The 17,234-nt window shown below is 38.2% G+C and carries 14 protein-coding genes; 6 read left to right on the top strand and 8 right to left on the bottom strand.

Features of this window, described 5'->3' with window-relative positions:
- The 3 genes from cyoA to ppsA form a co-directional block, all read right to left on the bottom strand.
- Window positions 1–1,053: a ubiquinol oxidase subunit II gene (cyoA, locus tag J655_RS08415; RefSeq protein WP_002119579.1), complete on the bottom strand. Its 1,053-nt coding sequence runs from the start codon at window positions 1,051–1,053 to the stop codon at window positions 1–3.
- A 316-nt stretch (window positions 1,054–1,369) separates the two neighbouring features.
- Entirely contained in the window at window positions 1,370–2,125 is a 756-nt protein-coding gene (locus J655_RS08410; protein ID WP_002119677.1) for an RDD family protein, read from the bottom strand.
- A 64-nt stretch (window positions 2,126–2,189) separates the two neighbouring features.
- Complete coding sequence (gene ppsA, locus J655_RS08405) at window positions 2,190–4,577, bottom strand: phosphoenolpyruvate synthase (protein WP_171072105.1); 2,388 nt, start codon at window positions 4,575–4,577, stop codon at window positions 2,190–2,192.
- A 147-nt stretch (window positions 4,578–4,724) separates the two neighbouring features.
- Between ppsA and J655_RS08400 the strand changes: the two genes are divergently transcribed.
- From J655_RS08400 to pgaD, 5 genes are all read left to right on the top strand, one after another.
- Window positions 4,725–5,561: a pyruvate, water dikinase regulatory protein gene (locus J655_RS08400; RefSeq protein ID WP_002119749.1), complete on the top strand. Its 837-nt coding sequence runs from the start codon at window positions 4,725–4,727 to the stop codon at window positions 5,559–5,561.
- A 387-nt stretch (window positions 5,562–5,948) separates the two neighbouring features.
- A complete protein-coding gene (gene pgaA, locus J655_RS08395) occupies window positions 5,949–8,387 on the top strand; it encodes a poly-beta-1,6 N-acetyl-D-glucosamine export porin PgaA (protein ID WP_032005413.1) in 2,439 nt (812 codons plus the stop codon).
- A complete protein-coding gene (pgaB, locus tag J655_RS08390; protein WP_032052259.1) occupies window positions 8,387–10,213 on the top strand; it encodes a poly-beta-1,6-N-acetyl-D-glucosamine N-deacetylase PgaB in 1,827 nt (608 codons plus the stop codon). The genes pgaA and pgaB overlap by 1 nt, the downstream gene beginning before the upstream one ends.
- Window positions 10,213–11,460, top strand: coding sequence for a poly-beta-1,6-N-acetyl-D-glucosamine synthase (gene pgaC, locus J655_RS08385; protein WP_032005419.1), 1,248 nt, complete (start codon window positions 10,213–10,215; stop codon window positions 11,458–11,460). Before pgaB ends, pgaC begins: the two co-directional genes overlap by 1 nt.
- Window positions 11,457–11,915 carry a poly-beta-1,6-N-acetyl-D-glucosamine biosynthesis protein PgaD gene (pgaD, locus tag J655_RS08380; protein WP_017480835.1) on the top strand — a complete coding sequence of 153 codons (459 nt, stop codon included), beginning with the start codon at window positions 11,457–11,459 and terminating at the stop codon, window positions 11,913–11,915. Before pgaC ends, pgaD begins: the two co-directional genes overlap by 4 nt.
- A gap of 39 nt (window positions 11,916–11,954) precedes the next feature.
- On the opposite strand, the gene J655_RS08375 is transcribed toward pgaD, so the two are convergent.
- The 5 genes from J655_RS08375 to J655_RS08355 all read right to left on the bottom strand — a co-directional run bounded on the left by J655_RS08375 (window position 11,955) and on the right by J655_RS08355 (window position 16,064).
- Complete coding sequence (locus J655_RS08375) at window positions 11,955–12,518, bottom strand: hypothetical protein (RefSeq protein WP_032004706.1); 564 nt, start codon at window positions 12,516–12,518, stop codon at window positions 11,955–11,957.
- A gap of 148 nt (window positions 12,519–12,666) precedes the next feature.
- Complete coding sequence (locus J655_RS08370; RefSeq protein WP_017480837.1) at window positions 12,667–13,671, bottom strand: LLM class flavin-dependent oxidoreductase; 1,005 nt, start codon at window positions 13,669–13,671, stop codon at window positions 12,667–12,669.
- A 133-nt stretch (window positions 13,672–13,804) separates the two neighbouring features.
- Window positions 13,805–14,311 carry a hypothetical protein gene (locus J655_RS08365; RefSeq protein WP_017480838.1) on the bottom strand — a complete coding sequence of 169 codons (507 nt, stop codon included), beginning with the start codon at window positions 14,309–14,311 and terminating at the stop codon, window positions 13,805–13,807.
- Window positions 14,312–14,549: 238 nt separating this feature from the next.
- Window positions 14,550–14,969, bottom strand: coding sequence for a glycine zipper domain-containing protein (locus tag J655_RS08360; RefSeq protein ID WP_017398518.1), 420 nt, complete (start codon window positions 14,967–14,969; stop codon window positions 14,550–14,552).
- Window positions 14,970–15,161: 192 nt separating this feature from the next.
- Window positions 15,162–16,064, bottom strand: a complete 903-nt coding sequence (locus J655_RS08355; protein WP_025468371.1) for a LysR family transcriptional regulator — start codon at window positions 16,062–16,064, stop codon at window positions 15,162–15,164.
- Between the two features lie 119 nt (window positions 16,065–16,183).
- On the opposite strand from J655_RS08355, the gene J655_RS08350 reads away from it, so the two are divergent.
- Window positions 16,184–17,023: a type 1 glutamine amidotransferase domain-containing protein gene (locus tag J655_RS08350; protein ID WP_031945006.1), complete on the top strand. Its 840-nt coding sequence runs from the start codon at window positions 16,184–16,186 to the stop codon at window positions 17,021–17,023.
- Window positions 17,024–17,234 lie beyond the last annotated feature (211 nt).

Genomic DNA, 17,234 nt, shown 5'->3' with positions numbered 1-17,234 from the left:
TTATTCCCCTTGAGCAGCGTGTTCAGCTGCAGCATGAGTGTCAGCTGTTGCGTGTTCAGCAGAGTGGTCAACACCATGATAGTTACTCATATAGTGGTTGATAATTGTTTCAAACAATTTAGGCTCAACAGTAGAGTAATAAGTCACAGGGTGTGGCTTAGTCGGGAACGGTTTCATAGCTTCAGCTTCAGCAACTGCTTTTTCATCACCAGCAGCTTTAGCACGATTTACTAAATGCTCGATCTGATGCTTAGAACGGTTACCATCACGTAAGGTTGCCAATTCAGCTTGGTCAAGCGTAGTTTTTTGAACTGCTTCTGGGTTAATGGTTGAACCATTACCTGCTTTAACCGCTGCTACCCATTCGTTGAATTGTTGCTCTGTAACACTATGCGCCTTGAAACGCATTTGAGAGAAACCGTAACCTGAGTAGTTAGAAGAGAAACCACGATATACACCAGTTTCATTTGCTAACAAATGAAGGTGAGTTTGCATACCTGCCATTGCATAAATCTGGCCGCCTAACTGCGGAATGAAGAATGAGTTCATTGTAAAGTTAGAAGTGATTTTAAAGCTTAACGGAGTTTTTTCAGGGAAACGTACTTCGTTAACTGTTGCAATGTTTTGTTCAGGATAAATAAAGATCCACTTAAACTGTTCAGCAATAACTTGAATAGTTAAAGGTGCTTTATCTGATTCTAAAGGACGGTATGGGTCATACTTGTGGGAACCCCACCAAGTTAACCAAGCTAAAATACCAATAATAATGACAGGGATACCCCATACTACAACTTCAATTGCAGTTGAGTGTGCCCATGTAGGTTTATAGTCTGCATCTTTATTTGACGCGCGATATTTCCAACCAAACCATAATGCCATGATGATTGAAGGAATCACCACAAGTAACATTAAATAGATCGCAGTCATCATAAGGTCACTTTGACCTTGACCAACTGGACCTTTAGAGTTTAGAAGTACCATATCACCACCACACCCAGTCAAAAGTGCGGCAAGCGTTGATAAAGACAATACAGCTAAAATCGTTTGTCTCATTTTACAACCTCGGTGAAGAGTCCCATTCCCTAATTAAATATGGGATAGCGATTAAAGTGTCGCATGATTGAGAACGCTAATCCTTAAATTTAGACTTCTCAATTATATGACACCGCTACGTTGTAGGGCATTATGCCTCATATCGACAAACTAAGCTATACATAAAGTAGGCTGAAATAATTGTTTTAAAACCCGATTTTTTTTGTAGGGTATCTAATTTCAATAGAGCTTTTATTTAAATATCAACTCACTATAGAAAAAAGGAGGCAGGGTGCCTCCTCTTTTTTTAGACATTAAATGAATGAGTCATTTACTATCATTTGATCACTTTTGTTCTTGCAATTTTGTCATGTAAAGCTTGTCGCTTTTGTCCTAATGCAAAAGCATAGTCAATAATTGTACTGATCGGCATAAAGAGTAAGTTTAATATGATAAAAACAATACTTCTTAATAAGAAGATGCGAGTTAAATTAACCTTGCTATTGTCCTCAGCATCTACAATTTTAATTCCAACGATTTTCTTACCTATACTCTGACCAAACTTTGTTAAAAGAACGGCTTGAATTGCAAGCATAATTACGACGTAAAGAAGCATTGAATGCCAAGCTTCTATTGGAATTAAAGTAAAAAGTTGCTGTTGCAATTCTGCAGCTTTAGTCGATGCGACTTCGGCAGATTGCATCTGTTTTTGTAACTCGAATAATTGCTTATATTGAGCTTCATTAAAGAAAAAAGAAGGAATTGCAGCGATCGGTAACCAAAGCAATAAATCAATAATTTTTGCTAAAGCCCGAGCCGGAATAGACGCAAGTTCATGAACTTTAGGTTCTACACGAATTTGACGAATAGTTTCATTAGTTGATGTATTCGTATTTATTGTAGGTACAGAATAACCGATAGGTTGATATACAAGTTTACCTTGGGTTAATTCTCCTAAAGCTTTCCATTCTGTCATGCCTTCATGCCAAGCTAAATCAGTTAACAAAATTTGTTGACTAGCCAACATTTGATTTACTTGTTCTAAAGTATAAGGCCCAGCTTGTTGATTATTACGTGCCAAGTAAATTTGCATAAATAAAAATTCTCTATTCTAAAGATGAAAAAAGACCCACGGATGGGCCTTTTTTTATAACATATTAGATTTGCTTGATTTTTTCTTCAGCAAGGAAGAACCATGTATCTAAAACTGAGTCTGGGTTAAGAGAGACAGATTCGATACCTTGTTCCATTAACCATTTTGCAAGATCTGGATGATCTGAAGGACCCTGACCACAGATACCTACATATTTACCTGCTTTACGGCAGGCATGGATTGCCATTGAAAGAAGTGCTTTAACAGCTGCATCACGTTCATCAAATAAGTGTGAAACAATACCTGAGTCACGGTCAAGGCCTAACGTTAACTGAGTTAAGTCATTAGAACCAATAGAGAAACCATCGAAGTGCTCTAAGAATTGCTCAGCCAACAGGGCGTTAGTTGGTAATTCACACATCATGATTACTTTTAAGCCGTTCTCACCACGTTTCAAGCCATTTTGTGCAAGTAATTCAATAACACGTTTCGCTTCAGATACTGTACGTACAAAAGGAATCATGATTTGAATATTGGTGAGACCCATTTCGTCACGAACTTTCTTAAGTGCGCGGCATTCTAATTCAAAACAATCACGGAAGTTATCAGATACATAACGGCTTGCACCACGGAAACCCAGCATCGGGGTTTCTTCTTCAGGCTCGTATAACTTACCACCAATTAAGTTTGCGTATTCGTTTGACTTGAAGTCAGACATACGAACGATAACTGGCTTGTCACCAAATGCAGCAGCAAGAGTTGCAATACCTTCAACCAATTTTTCAACATAGAAATCTACAGGTGAAGCATAACCCGCTGTACGAGTTAAAACCGCAGCACGAGTTTCACGAGGTAGGCTGTCAATGTTGAGTAGGGCTTTTGGATGCACACCGATCATACGGTTAATGATGAACTCAAGACGAGCAAGGCCAATACCTTCGTTTGGAATTTGAGCAAAGTCAAATGCACGGTCAGGGTTACCTACGTTCATCATAATTTTGAACGAAAGCTTAGGCATAGATTCGATTGAGTTGCGTTGAACTTCAAAATCTAAAGCACCTTCGTAAATGAAACCTGTATCACCTTCAGCACAAGAAACAGTTACTTCTTGACCGTCAGTTAATACTTCTGTTGCGTTACCACAACCTACAATCGCTGGTACACCAAGTTCACGTGCAATAATTGCTGCGTGACATGTACGACCACCACGGTTAGTGATAATTGCAGCAGCACGTTTCATTACCGGTTCCCAGTCAGGATCGGTCATATCAGATACAAGAACGTCGCCTTCTTGAACTTTGTCCATTTCTTTAATTGAGTTAACAATACGGACTTTACCAGAACCAATACGTTGACCAATTGAACGACCTTCACAAAGAACAGTACCTCTTTGTTTGAGAAGGTAGCGTTCCATAGTGCCTACATTTTGGCGGCTTTTTACAGTTTCAGGGCGAGCTTGAACAATATAAATTTGACCGTCATCACCGTCTTTTGCCCATTCGATGTCCATTGGCGCACCGTAATGCTGCTCAATGATAAGCGCTTGTTTAGCTAACTCTTGTAACTCATGGTCATTTAAAGCGAATTGTTGGCGATCTTGTTTTTCAACATCAACAACAACAACAGATTTACCCGCGGAACCTTCTTCACCATAAATCATTTTTTGGTGTTTAGAGCCAAGGTTACGACGTAAAACAGAATGTCTTCCTGCATTTAATAATGGTTTAGATAAGTAAAACTCATCTGGGTTAACGGCACCTTGTACAACCATTTCACCTAAACCGTAAGATGCAGTGATAAATACCACATCACGGAAACCAGATTCTGTATCAAGTGTAAACATTACACCCGCAGCGCCAGTTTCAGAACGAACCATACGCTGAACACCCGCTGAAAGTGCAACGATGTCATGATCAAAACCTTGATGCACACGATAAGAAATTGCACGGTCATTATATAAAGAAGCAAATACTTCTTTAATCGCAATAAGTACGTTATCAATACCGCGAATATTCAAGAAAGTTTCTTGTTGACCCGCGAAAGAAGCATCTGGTAAATCTTCAGCAGTTGCAGATGAACGAACGGCAACCGCGATGTCAGGGTTGCCGTTAGAAAGTGCTGTAAAAGCGGCGCGAATTTCTTGTTCTAAGGTTGCAGTGAGTGGAGTCTCTACAATCCATTGACGAATTTTAGCGCCTGTTTCTGCAAGAGCATTTACGTCATCGACGTTGAGTTGAGCAAGTTCTGCTTGAATTCGAGCGTTAAGACCACTTTGGTCTAAGAACTCACGATAGGCAGCAGCAGTAGTTGCAAAGCCACCAGGTACCGATACACCAGCATTTGATAAATGGCTGATCATTTCACCCAAAGATGAGTTTTTCCCACCTACGAGTTCGACATCGTGTTTCCCTAATTTTTCTAGACCGATTACGCGCGCTTCCAAAGTTTTCACTCCACTTTTGCAGTATTAATGTCTATCTTGGCATGAAATTATAAAAATAAAGTGCTTAGTTGAGAATTATACTAAGCGACAGTCATGTAAGATCAGTTTACTATAAAGATTATATAGCACTAAGACAAATGTTTAAGGAGAATTTTAATGTCAGAAAGTAAACAATTTAAGCGGAGTGTTTTTTTTATTTCTGATGGAACTGCAATTACTGCCGAGACTCTTGGACATTCGTTATTAGCACAATTTCCCAATGTAGATTTTGATATTCACATCATGCCGTATATTACAACTGAAGAGGCGGCAATGGATGTGGTGGTTGAGATTAATCGATGCCAAACCAAAGATGGTTGCCTACCTTTAGTATTCGATACTTTAGTCGATCCGCATGTGCGAGAGATTATTAATACGGCTAAAGCGGTTAATCTGGATGTGTTTGAAGGTTTAATTAGTAAACTTGAACAAGAGCTTGGAACACCACCAACAACATTGGTTGGGCAGACTCATGCGGTAACCGATTCTGAATATTATAAAGCCCGTATCGATGCTGTTCATTTTGCGCTTGATAATGATGATGGGGCACGTACTCGTCATTACGATAAAGCGGATTTAATCTTAATTGGAGTTTCCCGTTCGGGTAAAACACCGACTTCTATTTACTTATCTCTTCAATTCGGTATTCGCGTTGCAAACTATCCATTAACTGAAGAAGATTTAGATGATAACCGTTTACCAGCAGTATTAAGAGCTCATCGTAGCAAGTTATTTGGTTTGATGATTGATGCTGAGCGTTTGGTCGCAATTCGTAGTGAACGTAAAGCGAATAGCCGTTATGCAAGTTTTAGCCAATGCCAAATGGAGCTAAGAGCAATTGAAGGGATTTATATTTCAGAAGGCATTAAATATTTAAACGTGACCGAAATGTCGATTGAAGAGATTTCAACTCGTATTTTACAAATGACAGGATTAAAACGTCGTATTGGTTAATTTAATCAATTGTTTATTTTAACCATTCAATTTTTGTATATTAATTTATAGATAAGTTGAATGGTTTTTTTATATATATCACAGAGAAAAATTAAAGTTTTATATATAAAACTAAATATTATTAAATAGTTCTTATTGGTTATAAGCCCGTAGTTATTTTGAAACTCGTTTGTAAATTTAAATAACACTATTGAAAAGAAGTGTATGTTTTTTATTGCACATAAAAATAGTAATTCTTTATTTTTTATAAATATTTTAGAAAATCATTCATGAAAAATCCATAATTTATAAAATGTTAAATAGATCACACTTTTTTAATGTTGTGTGATTGGTTTTTGATTTTAATTATAATTTCCCACCTCGATATGGGACTATCCGATTATCAAAATGCTAAAAAAATGTGTTTTTTCATTGGTATATATCTTGCCTCTTAATTTATATGCTGCTCAAGTAGATGAATTGCGAGAGCAAGCTATTCACACTTACAAAACTGGGCAAACTCAACAAGCAATATTGCAATTAGAACAATTGCTAAATAAGTACCCGCATGACCAAAAATTATTAGCTGATTATTTAGTTGTCATGTCAAGTGAAAAAAGAGATTTATTAACCTTCTCTCAGCATTTAACAAATGTTAATTATGTGAATTTTCCAGAATATGGGCAACTACCATTAATACGTAATTTTCGTGATTTTAAACACTTTAAAGATGCAATTGAGTGGTCGAATAAATTTAATATTCAAAAGACATCTGATGGGCAGATTTTATTAGCGGTTCTATATGCTGAGGCTAAAGACCCTGTAAATGCTAAGGTGCATTTATCAGGTATTAAGAGTAAAAATCTTACAGCTGATCAATTTGTTCAAATTGCTTATGCATATCGACTTATTAATTCCCCTGTAGATGCTTTATCTGCAATCGAGCAAGCTTATCAACAACAACCAAAATCTTTTACGGTTTTGCAAGAATATATTTACGACTTGGCGGCTGTAGGCGCTTATAAAAAAGCTCAGCAGTTGCTGCTTGCCAGCGATAAAAATGTGCAAACAGAATCGTTACAACACTGGTTAAAAGTCAGCGAGTTTTCTCAACGTGTAAATAACGCAATTACTCGCTATAAATATTTGAATCGGGAAGGCATGTCGGATAGTGAAGGCTTTGCTGAGCTTGATGCTGTGTTGAAACAAGGTGAGCAAATACAGCCTTTGATTCAACCGTCAGACCCTAATTATTTAAGATTTCATTATGACTATTTGTATGCTTTGGACTTTCGTGGGCGCAGCCGTACGGTATTAGATGAATTTACTAAATTAAATGTACCGTTAGAAAAGTTACCGGCTTATGTTCGTCATGCGATTGCTGATAGTTATTTAGCTGAAAGACAACCTAAGCAGGCTGAACTCGCGTTTAAAACCTTACTTACCGAAAAAAACTACTCAGATATGACGGTATATACGGGGCTTTATTATTCTTATATTGAACAAGAAAAATATAAGCAAGCTGAACAACTTTTAAGTGAGGTTGATCGTTTAATCCCTACGTATAAATATAGCCAAGCCAAGGGAGTAGATAAATCAAGCCATCCTGATCGTGATGATTATATTGCTTTACAAGGCATGCATTTAGCTTATGCAAATCATTTGGATAAATCAGAAAAGCATTTTCAAAAACAAGTAGATCTTGCACCTGCTAATGAAGGTTTAATTAACAACCTTGCTCGTGTTGAGCGCTGGAGAGATAAACCGTTACAGGCAAAGCAAACAATTGCTCGTTTAAATGGTTTAACACCCGTTGCTAAAGATACGCGTATTAACCAAATGCAAAATGCTCAGGCTTTAGGAGATATTCCTGAGTGGCGCAAAAGTACAGAAAATCTTTTGCAATATTATCCTGAAGATAGTGGTGTAATTAAAAGTCGAAAAGAGTTGGATGATCGTGATAGAGCAACCATCTCGCACTCTACAACTTGGGGCCATAGTAAAGCAGAAAATAGCGATTCTGTGAGTGGGCAAAATGGCTTAAAAGATCGAGAAATGGAAACTCGTGTTAATAGCCCTTGGATTAAAGATAATTATCGTCTATTTGCTTGGCATCAAGATCGTTACGGTGAATACCGTTTTGGTGATGTGCATGACCAACGTTACGGTGTTGGTGCTGAGTGGCAAGCAAACCGTAAGGCATTGTCGGCAATTTTGTCGCAAAGTACAGATGGTGGCCAAGCAGGTGTTCGTCTTGATTGGTCGCAATGGTTAAACGACCACTGGCAATATCAATTGCAATATGACAGTCAGGCTAATATTCCATTACAAGCAATTGATGCTGGTGAGGATGGACAAGCTTACCGTGCTGCTTTGACATGGCAAAAAGATGAGTCACGCCAAATTGGAGCGAGCTATGGCTTAACCGATATAAGTGACGGTAATAAACAACAAGAATTTTCTACTTTTTGGCGTGAGCGATTATTTGATGCGCCTCACCATATTACTTACGGAACCGTTCGTGGATTTTATGGCAGCAATAGCCAAGATCAGACTGCTTACTTTAGCCCAAGCAATCATTACAGTGCCGAGTTGAATTTAAGCCATGACTGGGTCACTTGGCGAGAGTACGAACGCTCATTTAAACAACATTTTGAAGCTGGAGTAGGGCTATATAAACAAGCAGATTACTCCGCTCGACCAACATATTCTTTGCAATATCAACATCAATGGCAGCTCTCGCGGACTTGGCAACTTAATTATGGAATTGGTTGGCAATACCATCCATATGATGGTCATGATGAACAACATACCTACGGTATTTTCGGATTTGAAGGGCGTTTTTAATGAATAATATGATGTCAAAAATGTTGAGCTGTGTGTTTGCCTCAACATTATTACCCGTACAATTTGCCTATGCCCGCATTGAGACTGAACTACCAAAAAATCATACGGTTTCGTTAACTTTTCATGATGTGCGAGATGACGTGCTTAAGGAAGGGGACCATGATGTTTATGCGATTCAGACCAATAATCTGGCACAGTTTCTCGATTGGCTTAGCCAGTCGGACTGGAAACCGATTCGTCTAAAAGACATTGAAGAGGCGCGTAAGCAAGGTAAAGAATTACCTCATAACTCTATTTTACTGACCTTTGATGATGGTGCTTTAAGTAGTTATAGCCGAGTATTTCCTTTGCTGAAGCAATATCAGATTCCAGCAGTTTTTGCTCTTCCAACAAGTTGGTTAAATGGTAATACAAAAGCGGGTTATGAAGCCTATGGCCAAGGTAACTTAGTGAACTGGGCTCAAGTTCGTGAAATGCAAGCATCTGGGTTAGCCGAGTTTGAAAGCCATAGCGATGATTTACATCATGGGGTACTAGCCAATCCTCAAGGCAATGAGCAACCGGCTGCGACTTCTTATGCATATTTAAAATCGCAATCACGTTATGAAACCGATGCGGAATATCAACAGCGCATTTTGCAGGATTTAAAAAAATCTTATGCAGTTTTAAAAAAAGAAGTAGGGGTTAATCCTAAAGCAATTATTTGGCCTTATGGTGCCGTGAATGAACAGTTAGAAAAGCTAGCACAACAGGCGGGTTTCCAGTTTTCATTCAGTTTGGGACGTGATGGTATGAATCGCGTGAGTGACTCAACTTTTAAGCGTAGCTTAGTCATTGATAACCCTACAGCCGAACAACTGACAGAAGGCATGTTAAATATTCTGAATTTCGAAGAGTCAGATTTATTTAAGCAATCGCGTCATTTTGTGAGTATGGATTTAAAGCACTTAGCAGCGCAACAAAACTCTCAGACTGATGAAAAATTAGGGCAGTTGTTATCAAAACTGTATAGCTTAAAAAACAATGCTTTAATCTTAAAGCCTTTAGAAGACAAAGATGGAGATGGGCAATATGATGTTGCCTATTTCCCTACAGATAAAATGTCTGTTCAACAAAATATTTTAAACCGTAGTTTATGGCAGGCTCAAACTCGCGCAGGTCAATCTGTAATATTAGAATTACCTGCTTATCCGCGAAAAGATAGACCATTTTTAACTATAGATTTGGCTAAAGATATTGCGCGTTTTAACAGTAATTTAAGTGGTGTTCAGCTTAATGCAGGATCATCTTTAAATTGCGCAATGCAAAAAATAACCGTGCAAGAAAGCAGTTGCATTGAACAATCAAAACAGCTGGAACAACTGAGTGAACTGACTAAAGAAGCGGTCAAACCTTATTTAAATATGAGTAATCAGGCACAGTTTAGTTTATTGCTTACACCTGATTTAGATCATGTGGAAAATCTACCTGAGCTTATCAAAACGCTTTTAATGCAACATGACTTAGTCAATTTGAAGTTTGATGTGATTGGTAAGAAAAAACAATTTAATCAGTTGTTAACGCTCTTAAATACACTTGATCAAAATGATAAGCAAAGAATAATGCTGACTTTAGTATTACCAGAAAATTCGCAAAAAAATGCTTGGGAAGATGTTCAGCAAGGACTCTTTTCTATTCAGCGAGTAGGAATCCAGAAATTCGGTATTGATGGCTATGACTTTGAAAAATCAAAAGATGTTCATCAATATTTATATAATCCGCTTAGTCTGAATGCTAGCCCTGTGATGTATCAGCCTTTTGCTGGATTGGTAGAGGGGAAAAAGTAATGAGGGTATTACTCGATATTCTGTTTGCTTTTGCCTTTTTATATCCCTTACTGATGGCTTGGACATGGATGGTAGGGGGACTTTGGTTTTTCTTTAAAAGAGAATACCGCGAACAAGCGCTTCCTGAACCGACAGGTGAAGGATGCAGTATCATCATTCCGTGTTTTAACGAAGAAGCGCAAGTACGCCAAACAATTCGTTATGCGTTACAAACCAAATATCCGAATTTTGAAGTCATTGCTGTTAATGATGGAAGTAGTGATAGGACCGCCGAAATTCTAGATGAATTGTCAGCGCAAGATTCACGACTTCGGGTTGTACACTTAGCAGAAAATCAGGGTAAGGCCGTAGCTTTAAGATCGGGAGTACTGGTTAGTAAATACGAATATCTTGTTTGTATTGATGGCGATGCGTTGTTGCATCCGCATGCGGTACTTTGGTTAATGCAACCTTTTATTAACTTCCCGCGAATTGGTGCTGTAACTGGTAATCCTCGAATTTTAAACCGATCTAGTATTTTAGGAAAATTACAAGTTGGTGAGTTTTCTTCGATTATTGGTTTGATTAAACGTGCACAACGTACATATGGTCGTATTTTTACCGTATCTGGTGTGATTGCAGCATTTCGTAAAACTGCACTCGCTCGAGTCGGGTTTTGGTCAGACGATAAAATTACCGAAGATATTGATATTTCATGGAAGTTACAGCTAGACCATTGGGATATTCAGTATATTCCACAAGCGCTTTGTTACATCTATATGCCTGAGACATTTAAAGGTCTATGGAAACAGCGTCTTCGCTGGGCGCAAGGTGGGGTAGAGGTTCTTATAGAATATATTCCACAAATGTTCAAACTGCGTGTTCGAAGAATGTGGCCGGTCATGATTGAGGCGCTAGTCAGTATTATCTGGTCTTATGTGATGATCATGATCTTCACGCTATTTTTTGTTGGATTATTTGTTGAACTGCCTCAGCAATGGCAGATCAAAACGCTTATGCCGCAGTGGTACGGTGTAATACTAGGCGGAACATGTTTGATCCAGTTTTTAGTGAGTTTGTGGATTGATCATCGTTATGACCGAGGGCGTTTTTTTAGAAATTACTTTTGGGTGATTTGGTACCCGTTATTTTTCTGGCTACTGACTTTGTTCACGAGTGTCGTTGCGGTACCAAAAACTTTATTTAACACAAAAAAACGTGCCCGTTGGGTAAGTCCAGATCGAGGCTTCCGTGGAGATAACCCATGAAACTTGAGGAAAATAAGGATATAGAGACTTTAGATATCCCTGAATATATTGATCAGCCAGAATATGTCAAAAATAAAACAGCAAACTATACATTACAAACCATTGGCTGGATTTGTTTAATGTGGTTGCTTTTCCCGTTGGTTTCACTGTTTTTATGGGTTTTTGAAGGTCACTTAATTTATGATTACGTCTGGATAGACCACTTATCAGAAGTTAAGACCTTATTACATTTAGCATTAATGATCGGAATTAGCGCGCTTATTTTAATTTTATGGGCAAGTTATAACTGGATTAGGTTTAGTGGTGAGGACCGACGTGCTAAGGCACCTAATAGTTCTGTAGAATTATTAGCGGCCCAATTTTCAGTTACTTCCGACATGCTAAATGATTTGCAAGAAAAACAGCGCATCATTTTGCATTACGATGATCATGGTAATTTGCAAAAATATGAGTAAATAAAAAAGCATGGCCTAAAACCATGCTTTTTTTTACTTTTATGGTATTGCTCTGATAATAATATCAACGGGTTGTTCTATACCATCCATGCTGTGAATAGATCTATTGGTAATTTTAACAATTGGCCATGTTTGCAATTTACAGTTGGGTTTCTGAAGTGCTGCATAATAACTGTCGGATTTAAAAAATACTTTTTTGGTGGTTGCAGTATTGGGAGTCAAAAGACGCTTAAGCCATGGTTCGTTTACTTGGGTTTCTAGAAAACGTAATGCCAGAATGCTTTTAACACGATTGTTAAATAACCTGCGGTTTTTGATAATAAGTGGGTGAGTAATTAACTTATGTGTACCCATCTGACTATGGGGCAAAATAAAATGAGGGGTGATTTGGAAGACAGTCACAAATTTTGCTTGCTGGCAGATTTTTTCAAGATGAGTCACGCTATCTTGATTTGTACCAATAATCGCGACAGATGAATGTGAAAAGTCAAACTCTTTAATTGATGTTGAGGAAATCACTTGACCAGTAAAATCTTCGAAATCTTGAGAGATATTCTGAAAAATTACTGATTTTGAAGTGTTATTTTTAATATTAATACTCATTTTCCAAAAGTCCTTTTGGTTTTTTAAATCATGATGTTTTTATCGTTTTAATATAAATAACCAAGCAGGAAGTTGGGGTAAAGTCTTTTCAGATAGATGGTCATCCCATACTCAAAATCAATTCAAGTATGGGAGCTTAAAGTAGAGTTTAATGTTCTGTTTTTACATTCATGAGTTGTGTAAAGCTTTCTAAACGTTTAGCTGTATCGTATACATCGCATGTAAAAATAAATTCATCAACATCATACGTCGCTAATAACTTTTGTAAGCCAGAGCGAACAGTTTCTACAGAACCAATTTGCGCCATTGCATAGAAGTTTTCGACAGAAAGTTGTTCTGCTGTATTCCATAATCCCTGCATTGATTCAACTGGTGGTTTCAGCTTCAAGCTTTCACCACGGATTAAACCTAATACGCGTTGGTAGGCACTTGTTGCTAGAAACTGTGCTTCTTCATCTGTATCGGCTACAACAACAGGTACACCCATTGAAACATATGGCTTATCTAGATACTCAGAAGGTTCAAAGTTCTCTCGATAGAGTTGAATTGCTTGACCTAACATACGTGGTGCAAAATGTGATGCAAATGAGTAGGGAAGTCCAAGTTTTGCCGCGAGTTGTGCACTAAATAGGCTAGATCCAAGTAACCAAACAGGAACATGGGTGCTTTGCCCTGGTGTTGCAATAATTTTTTGTCCTGCTTGAGGTACATCGAAATATTTTAAGATTTCGACAACATCTCGAGGAAACTGATCTTCTGTTTCTTGATGACCACGGCGTAAAGCTCGCATGGTGAGTTGATCTGTACCGGGAGCACGGCCTAAACCAAGTTCAATACGATTTGGATATAAAGTAGCAAGCGTCCCGAATTGTTCTGCGACAACTAAAGGGGCATGGTTAGGAAGCATAATTCCGCCTGAACCTAAGCGAATATGCTCTGTATGTGCTGCAATAAAACCGAGTAAGACAGCGGTAGCTGAACTTGCGATACCATCCATGTTGTGATGTTCAGCAAGCCAGAAACGTTCATAACCTAGTTTTTCTGCATGTTGTGCCAATTCTAATGCGTGACGTAATGAGAATTCGATGGTTTTATCATTACGAATAGGAGCAAGTTCCAAAATAGAGAACTTGGTATCTTGAAGTGATCGCATGCGATATTCTCGAATAAGGGTATATCGAAATAATACGATATATAGGGTGCGATGTATATCGTTTTTTTTCGATATTAAATTTTATCTATCAATAAAAAAGCACCCGAAGGTGCTCTTTTGATTTATCTGTGAATTAGCGGTTTTTGTACCAACCACGGTGTAAGCCATTGTCATGGCGACGGCTACCGCCTTTATAATAACGACGGTCACCATCGTAATATCTACGGTCATCACGATCGTAACGTCCGCGGTCATAACGGTCATCGTAGTTACGATCTTCAGCAACTTTACGACCTAATGCAGAACCACCAGCGGCACCTACTGCTGCACCGATGTATCCACCGTTGGTACCGCCCATATTTTTGCCGACTGTATAACCAGCACCACCACCTAAAGCACCACCAATTGCAGCTTCTGTACGATTACGACGATCACTTGCTGCTGCTGCGCCACCAGCACCACCTAAAGCAGCACCGATTGTTGCGCCTGAGGTACCACCAATACTTTTACCGATTGCAGTACCCACTACACTACCTAAAGCAGAGGTTGCAGCAACACGTGTGCCATTGTCCGCATGTGCAACTGTTACCATAGAAGATGTTGCAATTAATGCACTAGCCAACCAAATATTCATTTTCATCGTAGAACTCCATGTCCTTTTTTACTGGAAGGACAGTTATCTTTATCTTGGGGTAAATGTAATAAAAAATTTCGTGATAATTATGGAGATGCCAAACGGAGATACGAGTGTTTTGTGTCGGTTTGTAGTGTTTGTATTAATTTGTGGATAAACCATGAGCATACGGAATATGAGCGTATAGCTTCATCACAATAAAAAAGCACCCGAAGGTGCTTAAATATGTGTTTGTCAAATTTGATTAGTGATGACGACGGTGTTTTTTCTTCCAGTGTTTAGAAGATTTAGTTGTATAGCGGTCTTTAGAAATTTTATTACCTAAAGCAGAACCACCCGCAGCACCTAAAGCAGCACCGACATAACCACCATTTGTACCGCCCATGCTTTTACCAACGGTATAACCAGCACCACCACCTAAAGCACCGCCAATCGCTGATTCAGTACGGTTACGACGATCGCTTGCAACAGCTGCACCACCAGCACCACCTAAAGCAGCACCGATTGTTGCGCCAGATGTACCGCCCATGCTTTTACCAATTGCAGTACCTGCTACGCTACCTAAAGCAGAAGCGGCTGCTACATGTGTCGTATTGTCAGCATGTGCCACAGTAACCATTGAAGTTGCTAGAACAGCGCTGCATAACCAAGCATTTAATTTCATTTTTGACTCCGTGTCCCTAGTTGCAGGACCCTATATCTTTTGTTACGGCAAATGTAACAAAACACTTCTTTTCAAATATGGAGAACCATCTTTTGATTATTGCAGTTTAGTGTCTGGTTTGTATGTTTTCTATTAAAATAGAATATTTAATACTCATATAGATAAATTAAGCTTTATTTAGTTTTAAAGGATTTACTCACGATCAGGACATAGAAAATTTATTAAAGCTCTTGTCGCAGACGACATATGTTTATGTTGTGCGTACAGTACAGAAAAGGGCCGTGTGTGACCTGCATAAACCTCAAGTAGGGGCTGCAATTTTCCTTGCCGAATCTTTTCATTAACAATAAAGCTATAACTCTGACATATTCCTAATCCACTTTCAGCAAGAGAAACTACTCCCAAAATATCTTCTTTTACTAAAATCCGATTTGATGGTATCCATTGAATTTCATTATCAACATTTTTAAAAAACCATGGAGTAATCTTACCCGTGCTCGGTAATTCAAAGGCAATACATTGGTGATGGTTTAAGTCTTCCAAGGTTTGAGGAACACCCATACGTTTTAAATATTCGGGTGAAGCAACAAGTTGAAGAGGGGCAAGCTCCAAAGGTCTGGCAACGAGAGTGCTACTAGGAATCTGACCTTGACGAATAGCTAAATCAAATCCTTCCGCAATTAAATCGACGTTTCGATTAGAAATACTGACTTCTATTTGAATATCTGGATATTGCAAAAGAAATTTTTGTAGTAATTCTGGAAGGCGATAGTGTCCATAGGTGGTAGGTACACTTAATTTAATTTTGCCGGAAATTTGCAGTTGCTTACCTTGAATAGTACGCTCTGCATGGTCAATTAACTGAAATGCATGTTGCATCTTTTCATAATAAAGTTGACCAGCTTCAGTCAGGCTCAAATGACGGGTTGTTCTTCTAAAAAACTGAATGCCAAGTTTTTTCTCTAGCCGCGTAATTGTTCTACTAATGACTGAAGGAGTTGTTGCTAAATAAATTGCAGCTGCACTAATAGAAAGCTTCTCAGCCACAATTAAAAACACTTCAATATCGGCAAGATGGTCAAATTGACGAGACATTTTGTCCTCAAACGCAAAAAAGATTTGTAAAGGTGGTTGTTTATCTACCTGATTGGCAAAAATAGAATATATCCATCCAAAATATAAATCCAGCAAATGGTTGGAATGAAGGTCGAATGATGAAATCTCTAAATAAAATAATGCTTGCAGTAGTTGCCGTTTCAGCAGCATTCAGTGCAAATGCTGCTCATGTGTTGGTTGTATTGTCTGATGAGGCGCATTTAGAGCTAAAAAAAGGTCATATTTTTAAAACAGGCTTTTACTTAAATGAGTTGATGCAACCTACAAAAATGCTTTTAGATGCAGGTCATACAGTAACTTTCGCTACACCAAAAGGGAAAGCTCCAACCTTAGATGAATCATCAAATAATGCGATGTATTTTAACCAAGATGAAAAAGCATTAAAGCAATATGCTGGTTTATTGCATGATCTAAAATTAACATCTGCTCAAGATTCTCCAGTTGTGAGCCTATCTCGTATTGAACAAATTGGTGTGGGTCAGTTTGATGCTATTTATATTCCAGGTGGGCATGCACCTATGCAAGATCTATTAAAAGATAAACAACTTGGAAAAGTACTTACAGCTTTCCATAAAGCTGGTAAACCTACTGCGTTGGTCTGTCATGGTCCTATTGCATTAATGTCTACTTTACCTAATGCCTCGGAAGTAGTTGGTCAACTCGAACAAGGAAAGCCAGTAAAAACTGGTGAATGGATTTATAAAAATTATCGAATGACGGTGATTAGTAATCAGGAAGAAGAGCAGGCTAAAGCTTTATTAAAAGGTGGAGAAATGAAGTTTTATCCACAAACGGCTTTACAGTCACTTGGCGCTAAGTATCAAAGTAATACCACTGCGTGGACTCCAAACGTAGTGGTGGACCGTGAACTTATTACAGGACAAAATCCAGCATCGGCTATTTTAGTGGGTAAAACTTTATTAGAAAAATTAAAATAAGTTGGCTAGGCAAAGAGGTTTTTAAATAAAGCCTCTATTGTCATATAGAGGAAAAAGATGACTTATTATTTTCTACAGAAAAGCCAAATTATAGGCAAGTAAATAAATCTTATTCGAAATCATTATATTTATACTCCTCTACTTATTGGGAAAGTTGATGAATTGGCTGATTATATATGTCATTTAAGCAGCATAATCTGTAAACTATGCG

This window comes from Acinetobacter sp. 1294243 (assembly GCF_000588015.1).
Lineage (GTDB): Bacteria > Pseudomonadota > Gammaproteobacteria > Pseudomonadales > Moraxellaceae > Acinetobacter > Acinetobacter pittii.
This window is presented reverse-complemented; position numbering and strand designations above follow the sequence as displayed.

Excerpts from the sequence above, each read along its gene's own strand:
- cyoA (WP_002119579.1), bottom strand. The coding sequence starts at position 1,053 with ATGAGACAAACGATTTTAGCTGTATTGTCTTTATCAACGCTTGCCGCA.
- J655_RS08410 (WP_002119677.1), bottom strand. The coding sequence starts at position 2,125 with ATGCAAATTTACTTGGCACGTAATAATCAACAAGCTGGGCCTTATACT.
- J655_RS08400 (WP_002119749.1), top strand. The coding sequence starts at position 4,725 with ATGTCAGAAAGTAAACAATTTAAGCGGAGTGTTTTTTTTATTTCTGAT.
- pgaA (WP_032005413.1), top strand. The coding sequence starts at position 5,949 with ATGCTAAAAAAATGTGTTTTTTCATTGGTATATATCTTGCCTCTTAAT.
- pgaB (WP_032052259.1), top strand. The coding sequence starts at position 8,387 with ATGAATAATATGATGTCAAAAATGTTGAGCTGTGTGTTTGCCTCAACA.
- pgaC (WP_032005419.1), top strand. The coding sequence starts at position 10,213 with ATGAGGGTATTACTCGATATTCTGTTTGCTTTTGCCTTTTTATATCCC.
- pgaD (WP_017480835.1), top strand. The coding sequence starts at position 11,457 with ATGAAACTTGAGGAAAATAAGGATATAGAGACTTTAGATATCCCTGAA.
- J655_RS08375 (WP_032004706.1), bottom strand. The coding sequence starts at position 12,518 with ATGAGTATTAATATTAAAAATAACACTTCAAAATCAGTAATTTTTCAG.
- J655_RS08370 (WP_017480837.1), bottom strand. The coding sequence starts at position 13,671 with ATGCGATCACTTCAAGATACCAAGTTCTCTATTTTGGAACTTGCTCCT.
- J655_RS08365 (WP_017480838.1), bottom strand. The coding sequence starts at position 14,311 with ATGAAAATGAATATTTGGTTGGCTAGTGCATTAATTGCAACATCTTCT.
- J655_RS08360 (WP_017398518.1), bottom strand. The coding sequence starts at position 14,969 with ATGAAATTAAATGCTTGGTTATGCAGCGCTGTTCTAGCAACTTCAATG.
- J655_RS08355 (WP_025468371.1), bottom strand. The coding sequence starts at position 16,064 with ATGTCTCGTCAATTTGACCATCTTGCCGATATTGAAGTGTTTTTAATT.
- J655_RS08350 (WP_031945006.1), top strand. The coding sequence starts at position 16,184 with ATGAAATCTCTAAATAAAATAATGCTTGCAGTAGTTGCCGTTTCAGCA.